The 15,895-nt window shown below is 63.0% G+C and carries 16 protein-coding genes; 9 read left to right on the top strand and 7 right to left on the bottom strand.

Features of this window, described 5'->3' with window-relative positions:
* Positions 1-23: 23 nt before the first annotated feature.
* The 5 genes from M1D51_RS06260 to M1D51_RS06240 all read left to right on the top strand — a co-directional run bounded on the left by M1D51_RS06260 (position 24) and on the right by M1D51_RS06240 (position 4,219).
* On the top strand, positions 24-1,550 hold the full coding sequence (locus M1D51_RS06260) for a PspC domain-containing protein (protein ID WP_458108957.1): 1,527 nt from the start codon (positions 24-26) through the stop codon (positions 1,548-1,550).
* 1 nt (position 1,551) lies between these two features.
* Complete coding sequence (locus tag M1D51_RS06255; protein ID WP_458108956.1) at positions 1,552-1,953, top strand: hypothetical protein; 402 nt, start codon at positions 1,552-1,554, stop codon at positions 1,951-1,953.
* Between the two features lie 31 nt (positions 1,954-1,984).
* Positions 1,985-2,233 carry a PspC domain-containing protein gene (locus M1D51_RS06250; RefSeq protein WP_172326083.1) on the top strand — a complete coding sequence of 83 codons (249 nt, stop codon included), beginning with the start codon at positions 1,985-1,987 and terminating at the stop codon, positions 2,231-2,233.
* Positions 2,234-2,426: 193 nt separating this feature from the next.
* A complete protein-coding gene (locus M1D51_RS06245) occupies positions 2,427-3,452 on the top strand; it encodes a 6-phosphofructokinase (protein WP_026539790.1) in 1,026 nt (341 codons plus the stop codon).
* Between the two features lie 17 nt (positions 3,453-3,469).
* Positions 3,470-4,219, top strand: coding sequence for a GNAT family N-acetyltransferase (locus tag M1D51_RS06240; RefSeq protein ID WP_172326082.1), 750 nt, complete (start codon positions 3,470-3,472; stop codon positions 4,217-4,219).
* A gap of 71 nt (positions 4,220-4,290) precedes the next feature.
* Here the strand turns inward: M1D51_RS06240 and M1D51_RS06235 are convergent, their stop codons facing one another.
* From M1D51_RS06235 to M1D51_RS06205, 7 genes are all read right to left on the bottom strand, one after another.
* Positions 4,291-5,811: a DHA2 family efflux MFS transporter permease subunit gene (locus M1D51_RS06235; protein ID WP_458108955.1), complete on the bottom strand. Its 1,521-nt coding sequence runs from the start codon at positions 5,809-5,811 to the stop codon at positions 4,291-4,293.
* A complete protein-coding gene (locus tag M1D51_RS06230) occupies positions 5,795-6,424 on the bottom strand; it encodes a PadR family transcriptional regulator (RefSeq protein WP_458108954.1) in 630 nt (209 codons plus the stop codon). Before M1D51_RS06230 ends, M1D51_RS06235 begins: the two co-directional genes overlap by 17 nt.
* Before the next feature lie 111 nt (positions 6,425-6,535).
* Entirely contained in the window at positions 6,536-6,964 is a 429-nt protein-coding gene (locus tag M1D51_RS06225; protein ID WP_458108953.1) for an ankyrin repeat domain-containing protein, read from the bottom strand.
* Complete coding sequence (gene ygfZ, locus M1D51_RS06220; RefSeq protein WP_458108952.1) at positions 6,961-8,046, bottom strand: CAF17-like 4Fe-4S cluster assembly/insertion protein YgfZ; 1,086 nt, start codon at positions 8,044-8,046, stop codon at positions 6,961-6,963. The genes M1D51_RS06225 and ygfZ overlap by 4 nt, the downstream gene beginning before the upstream one ends.
* A 39-nt stretch (positions 8,047-8,085) precedes the next feature.
* Positions 8,086-8,808, bottom strand: a complete 723-nt coding sequence (locus M1D51_RS06215) for a flavodoxin family protein (protein ID WP_458108951.1) — start codon at positions 8,806-8,808, stop codon at positions 8,086-8,088.
* A gap of 50 nt (positions 8,809-8,858) precedes the next feature.
* Complete coding sequence (locus tag M1D51_RS06210) at positions 8,859-9,458, bottom strand: nitrobindin family protein (protein ID WP_172326312.1); 600 nt, start codon at positions 9,456-9,458, stop codon at positions 8,859-8,861.
* A gap of 166 nt (positions 9,459-9,624) precedes the next feature.
* Positions 9,625-10,359, bottom strand: coding sequence for a permease (locus M1D51_RS06205; RefSeq protein ID WP_458108950.1), 735 nt, complete (start codon positions 10,357-10,359; stop codon positions 9,625-9,627).
* 260 nt (positions 10,360-10,619) lie between these two features.
* Here M1D51_RS06205 and M1D51_RS06200 point away from each other — a divergent pair, with 260 nt between their 5' ends.
* The 4 genes from M1D51_RS06200 (at position 10,620) to M1D51_RS06185 (ending at position 15,879) form a co-directional block, all read left to right on the top strand.
* Entirely contained in the window at positions 10,620-11,318 is a 699-nt protein-coding gene (locus tag M1D51_RS06200; RefSeq protein ID WP_018776718.1) for a winged helix-turn-helix transcriptional regulator, read from the top strand.
* Positions 11,319-11,576: 258 nt separating this feature from the next.
* Positions 11,577-12,548: a mycothiol synthase gene (mshD, locus tag M1D51_RS06195; protein ID WP_458108949.1), complete on the top strand. Its 972-nt coding sequence runs from the start codon at positions 11,577-11,579 to the stop codon at positions 12,546-12,548.
* A 103-nt stretch (positions 12,549-12,651) separates the two neighbouring features.
* Positions 12,652-14,901: an RNA degradosome polyphosphate kinase gene (locus M1D51_RS06190; RefSeq protein WP_458108948.1), complete on the top strand. Its 2,250-nt coding sequence runs from the start codon at positions 12,652-12,654 to the stop codon at positions 14,899-14,901.
* Between the two features lie 9 nt (positions 14,902-14,910).
* The gene (locus M1D51_RS06185; protein WP_458108947.1) at positions 14,911-15,879 is read left to right on the top strand and encodes an NUDIX hydrolase; all 969 of its coding nucleotides are present in this window, start codon (positions 14,911-14,913) and stop codon (positions 15,877-15,879) included.
* The last annotated feature ends 16 nt before the right edge of the window (positions 15,880-15,895 follow it).

Genomic DNA, 15,895 nt, shown 5'->3' with positions numbered 1-15,895 from the left:
CGGCCGGGCGGCAGGATCGAAGTATGAACGCGAACAGCATGAATCCAGAGGAACCCGGAACGCCAGGCACTGCCGGCACCTCCGGCTCACAGCACGAGCCCGCTGCCGGCGCTTCCGCGGCCACTGGTCCGGAAAACAGCAGCTACCCGCCTGCCGGCGGCGCTCCGGCCACTTCCCAGGAGAACTTCTTCGACTGGATCCGCCACCAAGGCGTCCGCCGCGGACCGGACCGCTGGATTGGCGGCGTCGCAAGCGGTGTGGCCCACCGTTTCGGCATCGACCCTCTGATTGTGAGGGGCATCTTCATTGTTTTGGCGATCTTCGCCGGTGTGGGGGTGCTGCTCTACGGCATCGCCTGGGCGCTGCTGCCGGAGCCTGACGGGCGCATCCACGTCCAGGAAGCCGCCGCGGGCCGCTGGTCTGGAGGCATGACCGGGGCATTGATCACCACCATCATCGGGCTTCCAAGCCTGGGCCGCGGATTCTGGGGCTGGGGCTGGGATGGGCTGCCGGGCCTGTTCTGGACGCTGTTCTGGATGGGTGGCGTCTTCTACCTCATCTACTTCCTGGTCCAACGCAACAAGACGTCGAAGGGAATTCCGCCCGTGGGCCAACAGAACTACTCCACCGCACCCGGCAGGACTGACGCGTACGGAACCCCGACCACCTATGGATCGTCTACGGCCTACGGGGTTCCGACGGCCACCAACACCGGCGTCCCTGTTTACGGCAGCGGCCAACCCGGCACGAAACACCAGGGTCACGGCGCCAGCGCCATGCCGGCATCGGGCCCGTACACGCCGTCAGGGCCTTACACCCCGGGAAGCTCCTACACTCCGGGAGGTCCTTCCGGTCCCCGTCCGCCTCAGGGTCCCACTCCCCCGCACGACTGGCAGCCCAAACCCGCAGCCCCCAAGCGCAAGGGACCCGGAGCCGCAATCGTGGCTGTCTCTGCCGGCGCTGCATTGCTGGCCGGCGGTACGTTGAAAGCGCTCGACGCTGGCAACGTCATTGACTTGGGCAGCTCGGCCAACGCCGTGGTGTGGGCCACCGGCGCCGCAGTCCTGGGACTCGGCATCCTGGTTGCGGGGCTCCGCGGCCGGACCTCGGGGTTCCTCGGATTCCTCGCAGTCGCTGCCCTGGTGATAGGCGGAATCTTCAACGTGGTCCCCAGGGACGGAGACCGTTTCTCTTTCCACGACGTGAATTGGGCACCAACCAGCTTGGAACAAGCACGGCTGGGTATCAATGTCACCGGCGCCCAGGGCCACTTGGACTTGAGTGAGATGAACCTTACGCCCCCGCTGGTCACCGAAGTCCTGATCCCCGTGGACGCGACCGCAAGCAACGTCACAGTCATCATTCCCGACGACGTACCCGTGGAAGTCAGGGCGGATATGACGTTCGGCAACCTCAACGAACGCGGCTCGGACCGCGGCGGCCGGCTCCAGGACGAGCGGACCCTGTACAACACCGGGAAACCCGGCGCCAACCTCGTGGTGGAAATCGACGGCACGTTCAGCAACGTGACCATCCAGGAAGGAAACTGACATGAGCACCAACGAGCCCGGCAACACCAACCAAACCAACCCGACCGAGGCACTGCCGAAGGAAACCAACCCTACGCAGGCACTGCCGAAGGAAACCCGCACCACCGAGGCGCTGCCGAAGCCACGCCTCCAGGAAATCCCGCTCACGCCACCACTGGAGCGCAGCTTCAACGTAGAACATACGGACGACGACGAACCCCGGCAGGCGCGGATCGGCACCGTGGTTTGGGGGCTGATCGTGATAGCCCTGGCAGCGCTGATAGTTATCTCGACGCTCGGTTGGGTGACCCTGAACGGCACGTATGTGCTGATTGGCTTGATGATCGGAGCCGGAGCGGCCTTGGTGGTCGGAGGACTCCTCTCGGCCCGCAAGGGTTCAAAAAAAGTAAGCACTACGAAGTGACAAAGCAACCACAACAGGGAAGTCTGTAGCCATGGACAAGTTCTTCAGCATCGTCAGGGGCTTCGGCCTGAAGCGTGGACCGCAACGCTGGCTGGGCGGCGTCTGCGGAGGAATTGCTGCAAAGCTCAGGGTGGACGTGGCTTACGTCCGGGTGGCATTCCTGCTCTTCTGCCTGCTGCCGGGGCCGGCATTCGTGGTCTACATCCTTGGTTGGCTGCTCCTGCCGGACCAGAACAACAAGGTTGCCCTCGAATCGTTCATCAACCAGCGTTCCCGGTAGTTTCCGGTCACAAAGTACCCCAAGCGTCCCGCCTCCTGGCGGGGCGCTTGCTTTGTTTTCAGCCAGGTTTCCAATACCGCACAGCCCGGTTCAAAAGTAACCATTTGTGTCCCACCCCACATGCGCGTCTACAATCATGGGGAGCTCAGCGTGGCGCTCTGCACGTATTCCTCCAAGCCATGAGTGAGCAAACATGAAAATTGGCATTCTTACCAGCGGTGGCGACTGCCCCGGCCTCAATGCAGTGATCCGGGGAGCAGTCCTCAAGGGCATCGCCATCCACGGTCAGGAATTTGTGGGCTTCCGCGACGGCTGGCGTGGTGTAGTGGAAGGTGATGTCATTGACATCCCCCGCACCATGGTCCGCGGTATCGCCAAGCAGGGTGGCACCATCCTGGGGACCTCCCGCACCAACCCGTTCGAAAACGGCGGCGGCCCGGATGTCATCAAGGCCCACATGGAACGCTTGGGCATCGACGCCATCATCGCCATCGGCGGTGAGGGAACCCTGGCTGCAGCAAAGCGCCTGACCGACGCCGGCCTGAAGATCGTCGGAGTCCCCAAGACCGTGGACAATGACCTCGACGCCACCGACTACACGTTCGGCTTCGACACCGCAGTTCAGATCGCCACCGAGGCCATCGACCGCCTGCGCACCACGGGCGAATCGCACCACCGTTGCATGATTGCCGAAGTCATGGGCCGCCACGTCGGCTGGATCGCCCTCCACTCGGGCATGGCGTCCGGTGCGCACGCGATCCTGATCCCGGAGCAGAAGGTCAGCATCGAGGAGATCACCGAGTGGGTCCAGGAAGCCCACGATCGTGGCCGCGCACCCCTGGTGGTGGTAGCCGAGGGTTTCGTTCCCGAGCACATGGAGTCCCCGCACTCCGAACGCGGCCTGGACACCTTTGGACGGCCCCGCCTCGGCGGTATTGCTGACCAGCTGGCCCCGGAGATTGAGGCCCGCACCGGCATTGAAACCCGCGCAACCATCCTTGGCCACATCCAGCGCGGTGGCGTCCCCACTGCCTACGACCGCGTCCTGGCAACCCGCCTAGGCATGGCGGCGATCGACTCCGTGGTGGACGGAAGGTGGGGCACCATGGTGGCCCTCAAAGGCACGGACATTTCCCATGTGGGTTTCGAAGAAGCCCTGGGCAAGCTCAAGACCGTGCCGCAGCACCGCTACGACGAAGCGTCTGTGCTTTTCGGCTAGTCCGCTAGGCTGAATCCATGACTTTAGAGCCCACGTCCGCTGCCATCATCCAGCTGGCGTGGGCTCGCCATTTGGGGCTCGACGACGACGCTTTCGCCACCGCCGCAGCCCGGCTCGCCGCTTCCTCGACCGACCCTGGCGAGCCCGCGAACCGCATCACCCGCGTGGACGAATCGGCCCGCGCCGTGGTCTTCCTCAGGCTGTTTGGAGTTTCAGCATTGGTGGGCCCGCAATGGGCCTTGGACGCCGCCGTCGGACTTCCCGATACCGAGCTCGCCCAACACGTGACGTTACTGACGCTGACCCGTTCGCATGGCGGGCACGGGCTTGGATCGACCGCGCTGTTCTTCGCTGACGATTTGCCGCTGCAACAACCTTCCGAGGACCTTACAGTCTCCCGGGGGAACCCCGAGGCGATCAGTTTGGAAGGGTTGTGCCCTCCGGACGACGTCAATGAGGTGGGACTGCAAGGACTGGAACACCGGTTCACCATCATGCACCCTGACGAGGAAGTGCCCACTCCTGTGGCCTGCGGCGCCTACTCCGAGTGGGAAGGCATCCTGGCCAACATGGGGGTCCTGGTGGCACCGCCGTATCGTCGGCGCGGTCTGGGCACTTTGGCCGCGTCCATTGCAGCGCATGAAGCCCTGGCTGCCGGGCTGACCCTGCAGTGGAAATCCGACGTCAGCAACACGGGAGCACTGGCGATGGCCCGCAGCCTTGGCTTCGCCACGGGCGGGCTCCACGCAAGCGTGCTGCTGGGCTGACTCCCCCGGGAGTTTTTGTACAGCTAACGCCCTTAAGGGGCTCCTTAAGGGCGTTATCTGTACAAAAAACTCTAGGTGTTGAGATCAGCCTTGGCAGTTTCCGGTGCAGTTTCGGACGTGCCGCCCCAGCCCTGCACGGACTTCGGCTTGCCAAAGAACAACGCCACCACCGCACCCAGCAGGATCGCACAGGCAGGCAAAAGGATGGACTGGCTCATCGCCGTCGAGAATCCTGCATGAAGGGCTTCCGGCAAGACTCCGCTCATGGACGCCTCGCCCACCGGAGCGCCGGCGGGCGCTGCCGGCAGTTCCGCTGAGAGCCGCGACTGGATCAAGGCAGCAATGGCAGCCGACCCCAGGACCGCACCGATCTGGCGGGTGGTGTTGAAGACACCGGATCCTGCTCCTGCTTGACGTGGTTCCAGGTTGCGGGTGGTTGCATTTGATACCGGACCCCAGATGAAAGCGTTGGCAACGCCCTGCAGTGCACTGGGCAATAGGAACATCCAGATGGGGGTGTCGGGTCCCAGCAGGGCGGCGGTCCAGAACAAGGCTCCAGCCATGCAGACGAGCCCAAAGGAGGCAAAGTACCGCGGATTTGCGCGGTCAATGAGCTTGCCCACGAACGGAGCCAGCACACCCGAAATAACGGCCATGGGGATCATGAGCAGAGCCGACTGGGTTGGTGTCAGCCCGCGGACCGTCTGATAGTAGAAGATGGTGGGCAACGGGAATGCAGTCACGGTGAAACCGACAGCCATGATGGTGGTGTTGCCAAGGGAGAAGTTGCGGTCTTTGAACAAGCCAAGGGGCAGCAGGGGTTCCCCGCCGCGGCGTTCAAGGAGCCACTGCCACAGAACAAAGAGCACCAGGACCACGAGCCCGGTGATGATCAGGCCCCAGACGGTGACGAAACCGGTCACCGTTCCCCACTTGTAGCTTTGGCCCTCCTGGATGCCAAACACCAGGAGGAACATGCCGACGGCGGACAGCACCACGCCCAGGACATCGAACGAGTGGGTGTGGGTGGTCAGTTTCGGCACGAAGCGCATCACCAGGATGAAAGCCACGATCCCGATGGGGACGTTGACGAAGAAGATCCATTCCCAGCCAAGGCTGTCCACCAGGACGCCGCCCAGGATAGGGCCAACCAGGACGGCCATGCCGGCGGTAGCGCCCCACAGTCCCATGGCGGCACCGCGGCGGTCCGGAGGGAAGATGCGGGTGATGACGGCCATGGTCTGGGGTGTCATCATGGCTGCACCCAGGCCTTGGAGGACACGTGCGGCGATCAACATGGTGACGTCACCGGACAGGCCGCACCACAACGACGCAAGGGTGAAGACCACCAAGCCGATCAGGTACAGGTTCTTCGGTCCGAACCGGTCCCCCAACCTTCCGGTAATAAGCAGGGGCACGGCGTAGGCCAGCAAATAGGCGCTGGTGACCCAGATGACGGCGTTGATATCGGTATTGAGGCCCTCCATGATCCGCGGGTTCGCCACGGACACAATGGTGGTGTCGATGAGGATCATGAAGAACCCCACCACCAGTGACCAGAGCGCCGGCCACGGCTTAGCTACGTTTTCCAAGGGATTCCTTTGGCTTGTGTGAAAGTTCGGCGGGAGTTGGCCGGGGTTCATCCCAAGGCAGTCGCCCGGAGCCCAACTCCTCCAGGAGGCCGCGGATCCACGCGATCTCCGTTCGGCGCATTGCTTGTTGATACGTGATGTCTATCCAGTACTTGCGGTCCAACCCCTTTGCCGTCACAACGGTTTCGGCGCTGAGCAGGAAGTCAAGGTCGGCGGTCAGCGCCACAACCCGTTCCTCGAGGAGTTCCATCACCACGCCCGCAGGCAGGTGATGCGCCTCGGCAATGGCGTGGGGAAACAGCGGATACTCGTTTACGGGAGTGGACAGCATGGCCCTGAGCCGGGCATCGAGTGCCTGGTGGCCGGCGGCTGTGATCCGGTACGTAGTCCTCTCGGGCCGGTTGCCTTCCCGCTCAGTTCCCAGGGCCTCTACCAGTCCGCTCTCATCAAGCCGGCCCACTGCGTGATACAGGGTGCCGGGACGAACCTTGACCAGCCTGTCCTCATGACGGGCCATCAACAGTTGATACATCTCATAGGGATGCATTGGTTCCTCGGCCAACAGGGCCAAGGCTGCGACGCCCAAGGGCGTCAGATCGGAAATCCTGGGCACAGTGGTCCCTTCCGCAACGTATATTCCACCAACAACTATTCCACGTGGAATATAAGGGCGCAAGTAAGCCCGGCCGCCTCTGCGACCGGGCTTACCAGGCTAAGAGTCTCCTCAGCCCAAGAGGGCCAGAATTTCGGTTCGCGCGAACATGGCCGCAGCCTCGCGCGCGGTGGGGGTTCCGGCGTCGGGGTCTGCTCCTGCGTCCAGCAGCACCCTGGCCACGCCGGTATATCCCTTGAAAACTGCCCCTGCAAGGGGTGTCTGGCCGCGGTCATTGGCTGCATTGACGTCGGCGCCGTGGTGGAGGATCAGCTGAACAGCTTCCTCGTGCCCGTGGTAAGCGGCCAACATCAGCAGGGAGTCCCCCGCTGCGTTGGTCAAAGTGGCAGGAGCACCTGCGGCCAGGTAGCCACGCAGCAACCCGGTGTTTCCCTCACGGGCGGCATCGAACAGTGCGTGGGCAAGTGCCAGCGTTTCGTCATCGGCACCTGCCTCCGGGCTCGCGGGCCCGGAACCTTCGGGCTGGTTCGGGTGGCTCATCGGTGGGGTCCCTTCAGGAATCCGGTCTGGCGCCCGACAACCTGGCCGGCGTCGGGGGCGACGATCACTTCCTGGGCAGCGACGTACGGTTCCTCACCATCCATCACCGTCAGGGTTTCCTCAGCTGAAACGGACCTCTTCACCACGGCCAAAGCCACTGGCCCCATCTCGAAGTGCTGCGCCACCGATGTCAGAGTACCTACCTTGCGCTCCCCGGCAAATACGACACTGCCAACAGCCGGGAGGGTGTGCTGGGAACCGTCCAATTGCAGGAACACGAGGCGGCGCGGCGGGTGCCCCAGGTTGTGGACACGGGCAATGGTCTCCTGGCCCTTGTAGCAGCCCTTGTTCAGGTGCACCGAGGTCCGCAGAAGATCCAGCTCATGGGGAATGGTTTTCTCGTCGGTCTCTGCGCCAAGACGCGGACGCCACGCAGCGATCCGCAGGGCATCGGCGGCCAGCGCACCCGCCAGCGGGAGGCCTTCAACCGCGTTCTCCAACTCTGCGGCCGGGACGAGGTACTCGAACCACGGACGTTCAAGGCCCGGATGGGACTCCTCCGGAACGATGCTGTAGGCGTAACCTCCCGGGCTGACATGCGGCCACGGATCCTCCCATACCAAGCGGGAAGAGAACTGTTCCACCGGCTTGGTGGCTCCCAGCACTGCCCACTGATCAGAGACATCGGTGATCTCCACCCGGAGCATGAATTTCATCTTGTTCAGCCACTCGGCCAAAGGCGCGGCTTCCGCGGTCTCCACGATCAGCCACGTGGTCCCGCCGTCATCAATCACCCGGGCATCAAATTCGATGCGGCCTTGGACACTCAACAACAAGAGCTCGCTGGCAACCCCGGGCTGGAGGTTGGTGAGCTGCTGGGAGGACAACGTGTTGAGCCAGCTGAGGCGGTCGGGTCCGGATACGGTGACCACCCCGCGGTGTGAGAGATCGACGACGGCGGTGCCGGCGGCCAAGGCGCGCTGCTCACGCAGCGGCTCACCATAGTGGGCAGCGACGCCGGCATCGAGGCCGGTGTCCTCGACCGCGCCAGGGCGCGACAACAGAGGGCTGGTGTAAGTCATATGTAGTAGAAGTCCTTGCAGCTCAGCGGTATTCCGGCATCAGCGGTATTCCGGATTTTCGAAGTCGAAGCGGGTGCCCGCTTTCCATTCGGCGGGCAGGTTGCCGTAAGCCGGAATACCCCCGGCATCCCGGAGGATTTTGGCCATGTGGAGCAGGTTCCACGTCATGAAGGTGGCGTTCCTGTTAGTAAAATCACTCTCCGGCCCACCCGATCCTTCATCAAGATAACTGGGTCCGGGCCCCACCGGACCGATCCATCCGGCGTCGGCTTGTGGCGGAATAGTGAAACCGATGTGCTGGAGGCTGTACAGCACGTTCATGGAACAGTGCTTGATACCGTCCTCGTTGCCGGTGATGAGGCAACCGCCCACCTTCGGATAGAACGCCCATTGGCCGTTGCTGTTCAGCTCGCCCGAATGGGCATAGAGGCGCTCGATGAGCTTCTTGGTTTGGGAGGAATTGTCACCGAGCCAGATGGGCCCGGCCACCACCACGATGTCGGCATCGCGGACATCAGGGTAGATTTCCGGCCACTCGTCGGTTGTCCAGCCATGCTCGCGCATATCGGGGTAGACCCCGCTTGCGATGTCGTGGTCCACAGTGCGGACAACCTTGGTGGAGACGCCCTGCTTCTCCATGATGTCCCGGCTGATCTTGATCAGGCCATCGGTATTGCTCAGTTGCGGTGAAGGTTTCAGCGTGCCATTGAAGAAGAGAGCCTTCAGGCCCTTGTAGCCGTCGGGCTTGAGGTGATTGTTCACTCACTGCTCCTTCTGCTGCCGGCTGCTGGAACGTACGGTCAAGGCCCTGGTCAGGACACCTTGTGCAGGAAGGCCGAGGCGTGGGCTTCGAGTGCTTTCCCGCTGGCTGCGACGTCCCAGCGCCACAGGAGGTTTCCGTCAACCAGCCCGAAAATCCTGGTGGCCGCGGTGTACTCCTTGGAGTGGCTTCCGCGCATCACCATGTCCGTGCTCAGCTGGATCTGGGGTCCTTTGATCTGACCGTAGTAGAGCTCCGTAATGCCACCGGGATGGGCAATCGAAACGGAGATGTCGAATCCGCCATCCTCGTTGCGGCGCTCTTCGACGTCGTCCGCGGTCTTCAGTACCGGGACGATGTCCGCCGGAATGAGTCCGGGACCGCCGTCGCCCTCCTGGAGCTTCCGCTCCAAGGCCCAAAAGCCTGTCTCGACCGTCAACGGGCGCAGCTTTGCGCCGGCGTCGTCACTCAGCCAGGTCTCAGCCCTGTACTGCAAGTACGGCAGGCCGTTATGGGTGAAGGAAACGTGCTGGACAAAATGCTCGGAATCCTCGTCGCCGCTGCCGAGCCGGCCACGGCCTTCCCACTCACCAATGAGCCAGGAAAGGGGGACGAGTTCAGGCGTCAGATCGGTAGGGATCTCAATAGGCACAACGACTACCTCTGTTGGAGAGCAGGGTCAGAGAATTTACTTCTGGCCCTTGAAAAGGCGGTAAACGACAAAACCCGCAAACCATGCCATGGCAACGCTGGCCAGGCCAAGGAGAACGAGGAAGAAGATTTCAAATGCGAGTACAGACATGATGCCATCCTAACCGTTAGTAGATGAGTAGTTTGTCTATGAAGTACACCAGAGCCCCCACAGCCCAGACGGGGGCAACACCCATTCCCACGGCTGCCCGGAGGTTCAGGCGCCCGCGCCGGAGCGTGGTCATCCGCCGGAAGCAGACCAGGACGGAGCCCACCACAACGCCCACCAGTGCCGCAGGGAGTACTGCAATATCCGAGAATACAAGACCTGCGAGGGGCCCCATGAGTCCGGCCATGACCACGCCAAGGGGAGCCACTATGCGGTCGGGCCACCGGATGATTCCCACCAGCAAGGCCACAGCAGCGCTCAGGCCGGCCACCAGGACCATCTCCTTGACGCCGTTGAACCGTGCGCCGGCGATCCACCCTGCACCAAGGCAGTTCAACAGCACGCCGGCACAGCATCCCAAGGTTGATTCCAGCCGCTGCGCCTGCCCTGTGCCCCGGACCAACTGCACCACGAAGACCGCCATCACGCCCAAGGCAATGAATGCCGGCGTTCCTTCCAGGAACCCGGGAGCAGGCAGGTAAGCGGCGGTCACAGCCGATCCCGCTCCCGCCAGCCCGATCACTGATGCCAGGGTTTTCTTGGCCGGGACGCCAAGGAAATGCGGCCAGCCAATCCCCACGGCCGCGGAGGCAGCAATGCCGACGCCCACCATGGCTTCCCGGGAAACGAAGGTGCTGGCCACGATGGCGATGAGCGCCACGAGTCCGAATACCCCGATGCTCCAAGATTTCACTGTGTGCCGACCTCAATCCGATGCGCCTTACGACCTCTCGACAATCCTGCCTTAAGCCGGCCCAATATGTCGTAATTCCGGTGTCCGCCCGTCACGAATCCATGTGTCGCAGGGCACTGATGGGTATACTCAGACTTCAACGGCGCACTGTATTGGCCTTGATCCCGTTACAACGGGCAGAGGCCGCCAATGCGCTGTGACCGGCCGGGATTCTCCGGTTTCGACGCCCGATGATGCGCGTACAGCCCATTGGAGGAACTATGTCGCACATCCTGCTCCTGACGAACAGCACCGGCTCATCGGTGGACATTTTGCCTGCCTTGGAGTTGCTGAACCACCGCGTACACATCCTCCCGGCAGAACCCACCGCCCTGCTTGAAACCGATCCCACGGACATCGTTTTCCTGGATGCCCGCAAGGACCTGGTGGGCGCCCGCTCGTTGACCCAGCTGCTCAAGGCCACCGGCCTCAGCGCTCCGCTCATGCTCATCCTTACGGAAGGCGGCATGGCTGCCGTCTCCTCTGCCTGGGCAGTGGACGACATCGTGCTGGACTCCGCAGGCCCCGCTGAAGTGGAGGCCCGGATCCGACTGGCCATGGCGCGGGCGGTTCCCGGTGAAGAGGAAACCCAAACGGAGATCCGCGCTGCCGGGGTGGTCATTGACGAGGCCAGCTATACCGCACGCGTCAGCGGCCAGCCACTGAACCTGACGTTCAAGGAATTTGAGCTCCTGAAGTACCTGGCACAGCACCCGGGACGGGTGTTTACGCGCCAGCAACTGCTGACAGAGGTCTGGGGCTATGACTACTACGGCGGCACCCGGACGGTGGATGTCCACATCCGGCGGCTTCGGGCCAAGCTCGGCGTGGACCACGAGAACCTGATCAGCACAGTCCGGAACGTTGGCTATCGGCTCACGCTGGTGCGGCTGCCCGATGACGAGCTCTCCGAGGCCTAAGCCGCCCGGCGCCTTGGGAAAACGCGCTCAACATGAGAATGAAGGCCGGAATCCCCTCGGATTCCGGCCTTCTTTCATCTTCTTGGTGGAGGACATACGGGTCGAACGTATCGAGGCCACCCCACTGGTGGATCCCCCCTGCGCTGACCTGCAGGTGACTTACGAATAAGCCACGAAGCCGAGCGAGATATTGAGACTACCGCCCTTCCACCGGGACTTCAAATCAACGGGCTTGCCCTGGGCGTATAGCCTTGCATCATGAGTCACGCGCACCCGGAAAACTGGCCCGTCCTGATCATCGCCGGCGCCTTGGACCCCGATCTCCTCAAGGACGTCAAGACCCTCGCCGCAGCAGCTGAAGAGTCGGACGGGAACCCACCCTTTTCGGAGCAGACGCTGGTGATGCTGCGCGGCATCGATTCCGGCGACCACTCGGTGCTGTCCTTGGTCCTCTACGCCCCTGACGAGGATTCCGATCCGGCCACGGGTGAAGACCTGGCGGGCGTCGCCGTCGTCGTTGAAGCGCCTGACTCCAGCGGAGTCCTGGAACTGGCTGTCCACCCGAGCTACCGCAACCAAGGCGTTGCCGGACGGCTGCTGGGCGCGTTGCAGGGCAAACGGAGCCTGGAGGGCCTCAGCGCTTGGTCACACGGAAACCACGAGGCCGCAGCCGGGCTTGCCGCCACCTTCGGATACGGGCCGGTACGTGAGCTGCGGAAGATGCGTCTGATGTCCTCCGCTTCGGCACTGCCCGACGACGGCCTCCCGGACGGTGTTTCCCTCCGCGCCTTTGTGCCCGGCCAGGATGAGCAGGCATGGCTGGCAGCCAACCGTGCCGCGTTCGCCCACCACCCCGAGCAGGGTTCCATGACCTTGGCGGACCTCGAGGCCCGGAAGGCTGAGGATTGGTTCGACCCCGAGGGCTTCCTGTTGGCCGTGGACGCCGAGGGAGAGCTCCTGGGATTCCACTGGACCAAAGTCCATCCGCGCCAGGGACCGCACCCGGCCATCGGCGAGGTGTACGTGGTGGGCGTTACTCCAGCGGCGCAAGGCCTGGGCTTGGGCAAGGCCCTGACCGTCGCTGGAATCAAGCACCTCCAGGACAAAGGCCTGCACGCCGTCATGCTGTACGTTGACGCCGACAACGAGGCGGCGGTAGCCCTATATCAGAAGCTTGGCTTCGTTCGCTGGGACACCGATGTAATGTATGGACCTTTAACCAAAAATTAACCCGGGGCGATTACCGGACGGAAAGCCGGTGACATCTATGATTCGGGCAGCACAATTGCTTGTAATGTGGGAGGAAACCCCGTCCTGAGCTTAGGAGAACCCCATGCAGCCGGACCCCGTCGGCACCGCCGGATCCACATCGAAGGGCGCAACTCTGCCCCCGCGCTTCGGATCCTCGGAAGTGCCGGCATCGCGAGCCACCCAGGACCGCATCGACATTCCGGAATTCGCGCCGAGCCTTGAGCCCGAAGGCGACATCACCCCGGACCGCTTCCTGGACCGCGAGCTCAGTTGGCTGGCGTTCAATTCCCGCGTGCTGGAACTCGCAGAGGACCCTGACTTGTTCCTGCTGGAACGCGTCAACTTCCTCTCGATCTTTGCCTCGAACCTGGATGAGTTCTTCATGGTCCGCGTGGCAGGCCTCAAACGGCGCATCGCCACCGGCCTCGCCGTACCCTCCCCCGCCGGGCTGAGCCCCATCGAGGTGCTCGAACAGATCGGCGAAGAGGCGCACAAGCTGCAGGAACGCCATGCACGGGTCTTCGCCGAGCAGATCCGCCCGGCACTGGCCTATGAACACATCCACCTCATGCACTGGCACGAACTTGATGAGGATGCCCGCCACAGGATCAGCATCATGTTCCAGGAGAAGGTCTTCCCCATCCTGACCCCGCTGGCCGTGGATCCTGCGCACCCCTTCCCGTACATCTCCGGGCTCTCCTTGAACCTTGCCGTGATTGTGAGCAACCCGATCAGCGATAAGGAACTCTTCGCCCGTGTGAAGGTTCCGGACCAGCTCCCCCGCCTGATTTCCGTGGATGGCCCCCGCGCAGGCGCCATCCCGGGCCGTGTTGCCCGCTTCATCGCGCTGGAAGAAGTCATCGCCGTCCACTTGGACAAGCTCTTCCCCGGCATGGAAGTCCTGGAGCACCACACCTTCCGTGTCACCCGCAACGAGGACCTGGAAGTTGAAGAGGACGACGCCGAGAACCTCCTCCAGGCCCTGGAGAAGGAACTGCTGCGCCGCCGCTTCGGTCCTCCCGTCCGTTTGGAAGTCACCACGGACATCAACCCGAACATCAAGGCCCTGCTGATCCGGGAACTGGGTGTCGAAGAGTCCGAGGTCTACTCCGTACCGGCACCGCTGGATCTGCGTGGGTTGTCGGCGATCAGCAACATCGACCGTGCTGATCTCCACTACCCCAAGCACGTTCCGCACACGTCGCGCTACCTCAACGAGTCCGAGACGTCCAAGGCTGCCAACGTTTTTGCCGCCATGCGCCGCCGGGATATCCTGCTCCACCACCCTTACGACTCCTTCTCCACCTCCGTTCAAGCCTTCCTGGAGCAGGCCGCGGCGGATCCCAAAGTGCAGGCCATCAAACAAACCCTCTACCGGACCTCCGGCGACTCGCCCATTGTGGATGCGTTGATCGATGCTGCAGAGGCGGGCAAGCAGGTGCTGGCCCTGGTGGAAATCAAGGCCCGATTCGATGAGCAGGCCAACATTTCCTGGGCACGCAAGCTGGAGCAGGCCGGCGTCCACGTGGTGTACGGCATTGTGGGCTTAAAGACCCACTGCAAGTTGTCACTGGTGGTCCGCCAGGAAGTGGACGGCCTGCGCCGCTACTGCCACATCGGCACCGGCAACTACCACCCCCGCACAGCCCGCTACTACGAGGACCTTGGCCTCCTGACCGCCAACGAGCAAGTGGGTGAGGACCTCTCCAAGCTGTTCAACCAGCTCTCCGGCTACGCCCCGAAGTCCACCTTCAAGCGCCTGCTTGTGGCTCCGCGCTCAGTCCGGGCAGGCTTGGTGGAGAGGATTGAAACCGAAATCCGCAATGCACGCGCCGGCATCCCGGGCCTGGTGCAGATCAAGGTCAATTCCATGGTGGACGAGGCCATCATCGATGCCCTGTACCGTGCCTCGCAGGCCGGCGTGAAGGTTGACGTCGTAGTACGTGGCATCTGCTCGCTGCGCCCTGGGGTACCGGGTTTGAGCGAGAACATCACGGTCCGCTCCGTTCTGGGACGCTTCCTTGAACACTCGCGCGTGTTTGCTTTCGGCAACGCCGGCGAGCCCGTGGTGTACATCGGTTCCGCGGACATGATGCACCGCAACCTCGACCGCCGCGTGGAGGCCCTGGTTCAGCTGGCCAGCAAGGAAGACACAGCAACCGTCATGGACCTGATGCGCCGCTACGTAGATGATGACACTGCCAGCTGGCACTTGGACAACCAAGGCCACTGGACGCGTTATCACCAGGATGAGGACGGCAAGCCGCTGCTGGACATGCAGTCCTGGCTCCTGGACTCCCGTTCGCGCCAGCGCGCATCGGCACGGCGGTAGAGGAACCACTTGAACAGCGATACCCCCGTGGCGGATCAGACGGACCACCCCGGCGAGCCGGTGGCTGTTGTCGCGGCCGGCGCCATTCCATGGCGGCTCAACAAAGGTGCCCTCGAGGTTCTCCTCATCCACCGCCCGCGCTACGACGATTGGTCCTGGCCCAAAGGAAAGCTCGACGCCGGCGAAACGGTTCCCGAGTGCGCAGCCCGTGAGGTGTGGGAAGAGATTGGCCTCCTGGCTCCTTTGGGCATACCCCTTCCCGCCATTCACTACCATGTGAGTGCCGGCTTGAAGGTGGTCCGGTATTGGGCTGTCCGTGTCAACGGAGCCCCGCTCAGGCCCGATGGCAAGGAAGTGGACAGCGTGATGTGGTGCAGCCCTGACAGGGCGGCCTCGTTCCTGAGCAACCCTACGGATGTGGAGCCGCTCGAATACCTCGAGAAGGCCCATATCCGCGGTGAGCTGGACACTTGGCCGCTGATACTGATCCGCCATGCCAAGGCAAAACCACGGTCTTCCTGGACCAAGGCCGAGGGCGACCGTCCGTTGGCGGCTACGGGCCAGCGGCAGGCAGTTGCCGTTCAGCGTCTCCTGGGGGTGTGGAAGCCACAACGCGTGGTCACCAGCCCTTGGGCGCGCTGCGTTGCCACCATCGCCCCTTATGCCAAGGCCAGCGGAGCCAAGGTCAAACTGGTGGAAGCCTTGACGGAACACAGCCACCAGCGCTCCCCCAAGAAGACTGCTGTGGCCGTTGAGGCGCTGTTCGACAAGCAGGTGCCCATTGCCGTGTGCACGCACCGACCTGCCCTGCCTACTGCCCTGAAACAATTGGGCCAACACATGTCCCAGGGCCTCAAAGCGTTTCTTCCGGCATCAGACCCTTACCTGACGCCCGGTGAAGTGATTGTTTGCCAAGTGGCGCGTGGGTCCGAGCGGAAGATCGTTTCCGTGGAACAGGTCAAGCCTTTCGACGACTAGGCATTTTGTGGGATGG

The sequence above is a fragment of the Arthrobacter sp. R3-55 genome (assembly GCF_054161505.1).
Note: the sequence above shows the minus strand (reverse complement) of the source record. Positions and strands in the feature narration are given on the sequence as shown.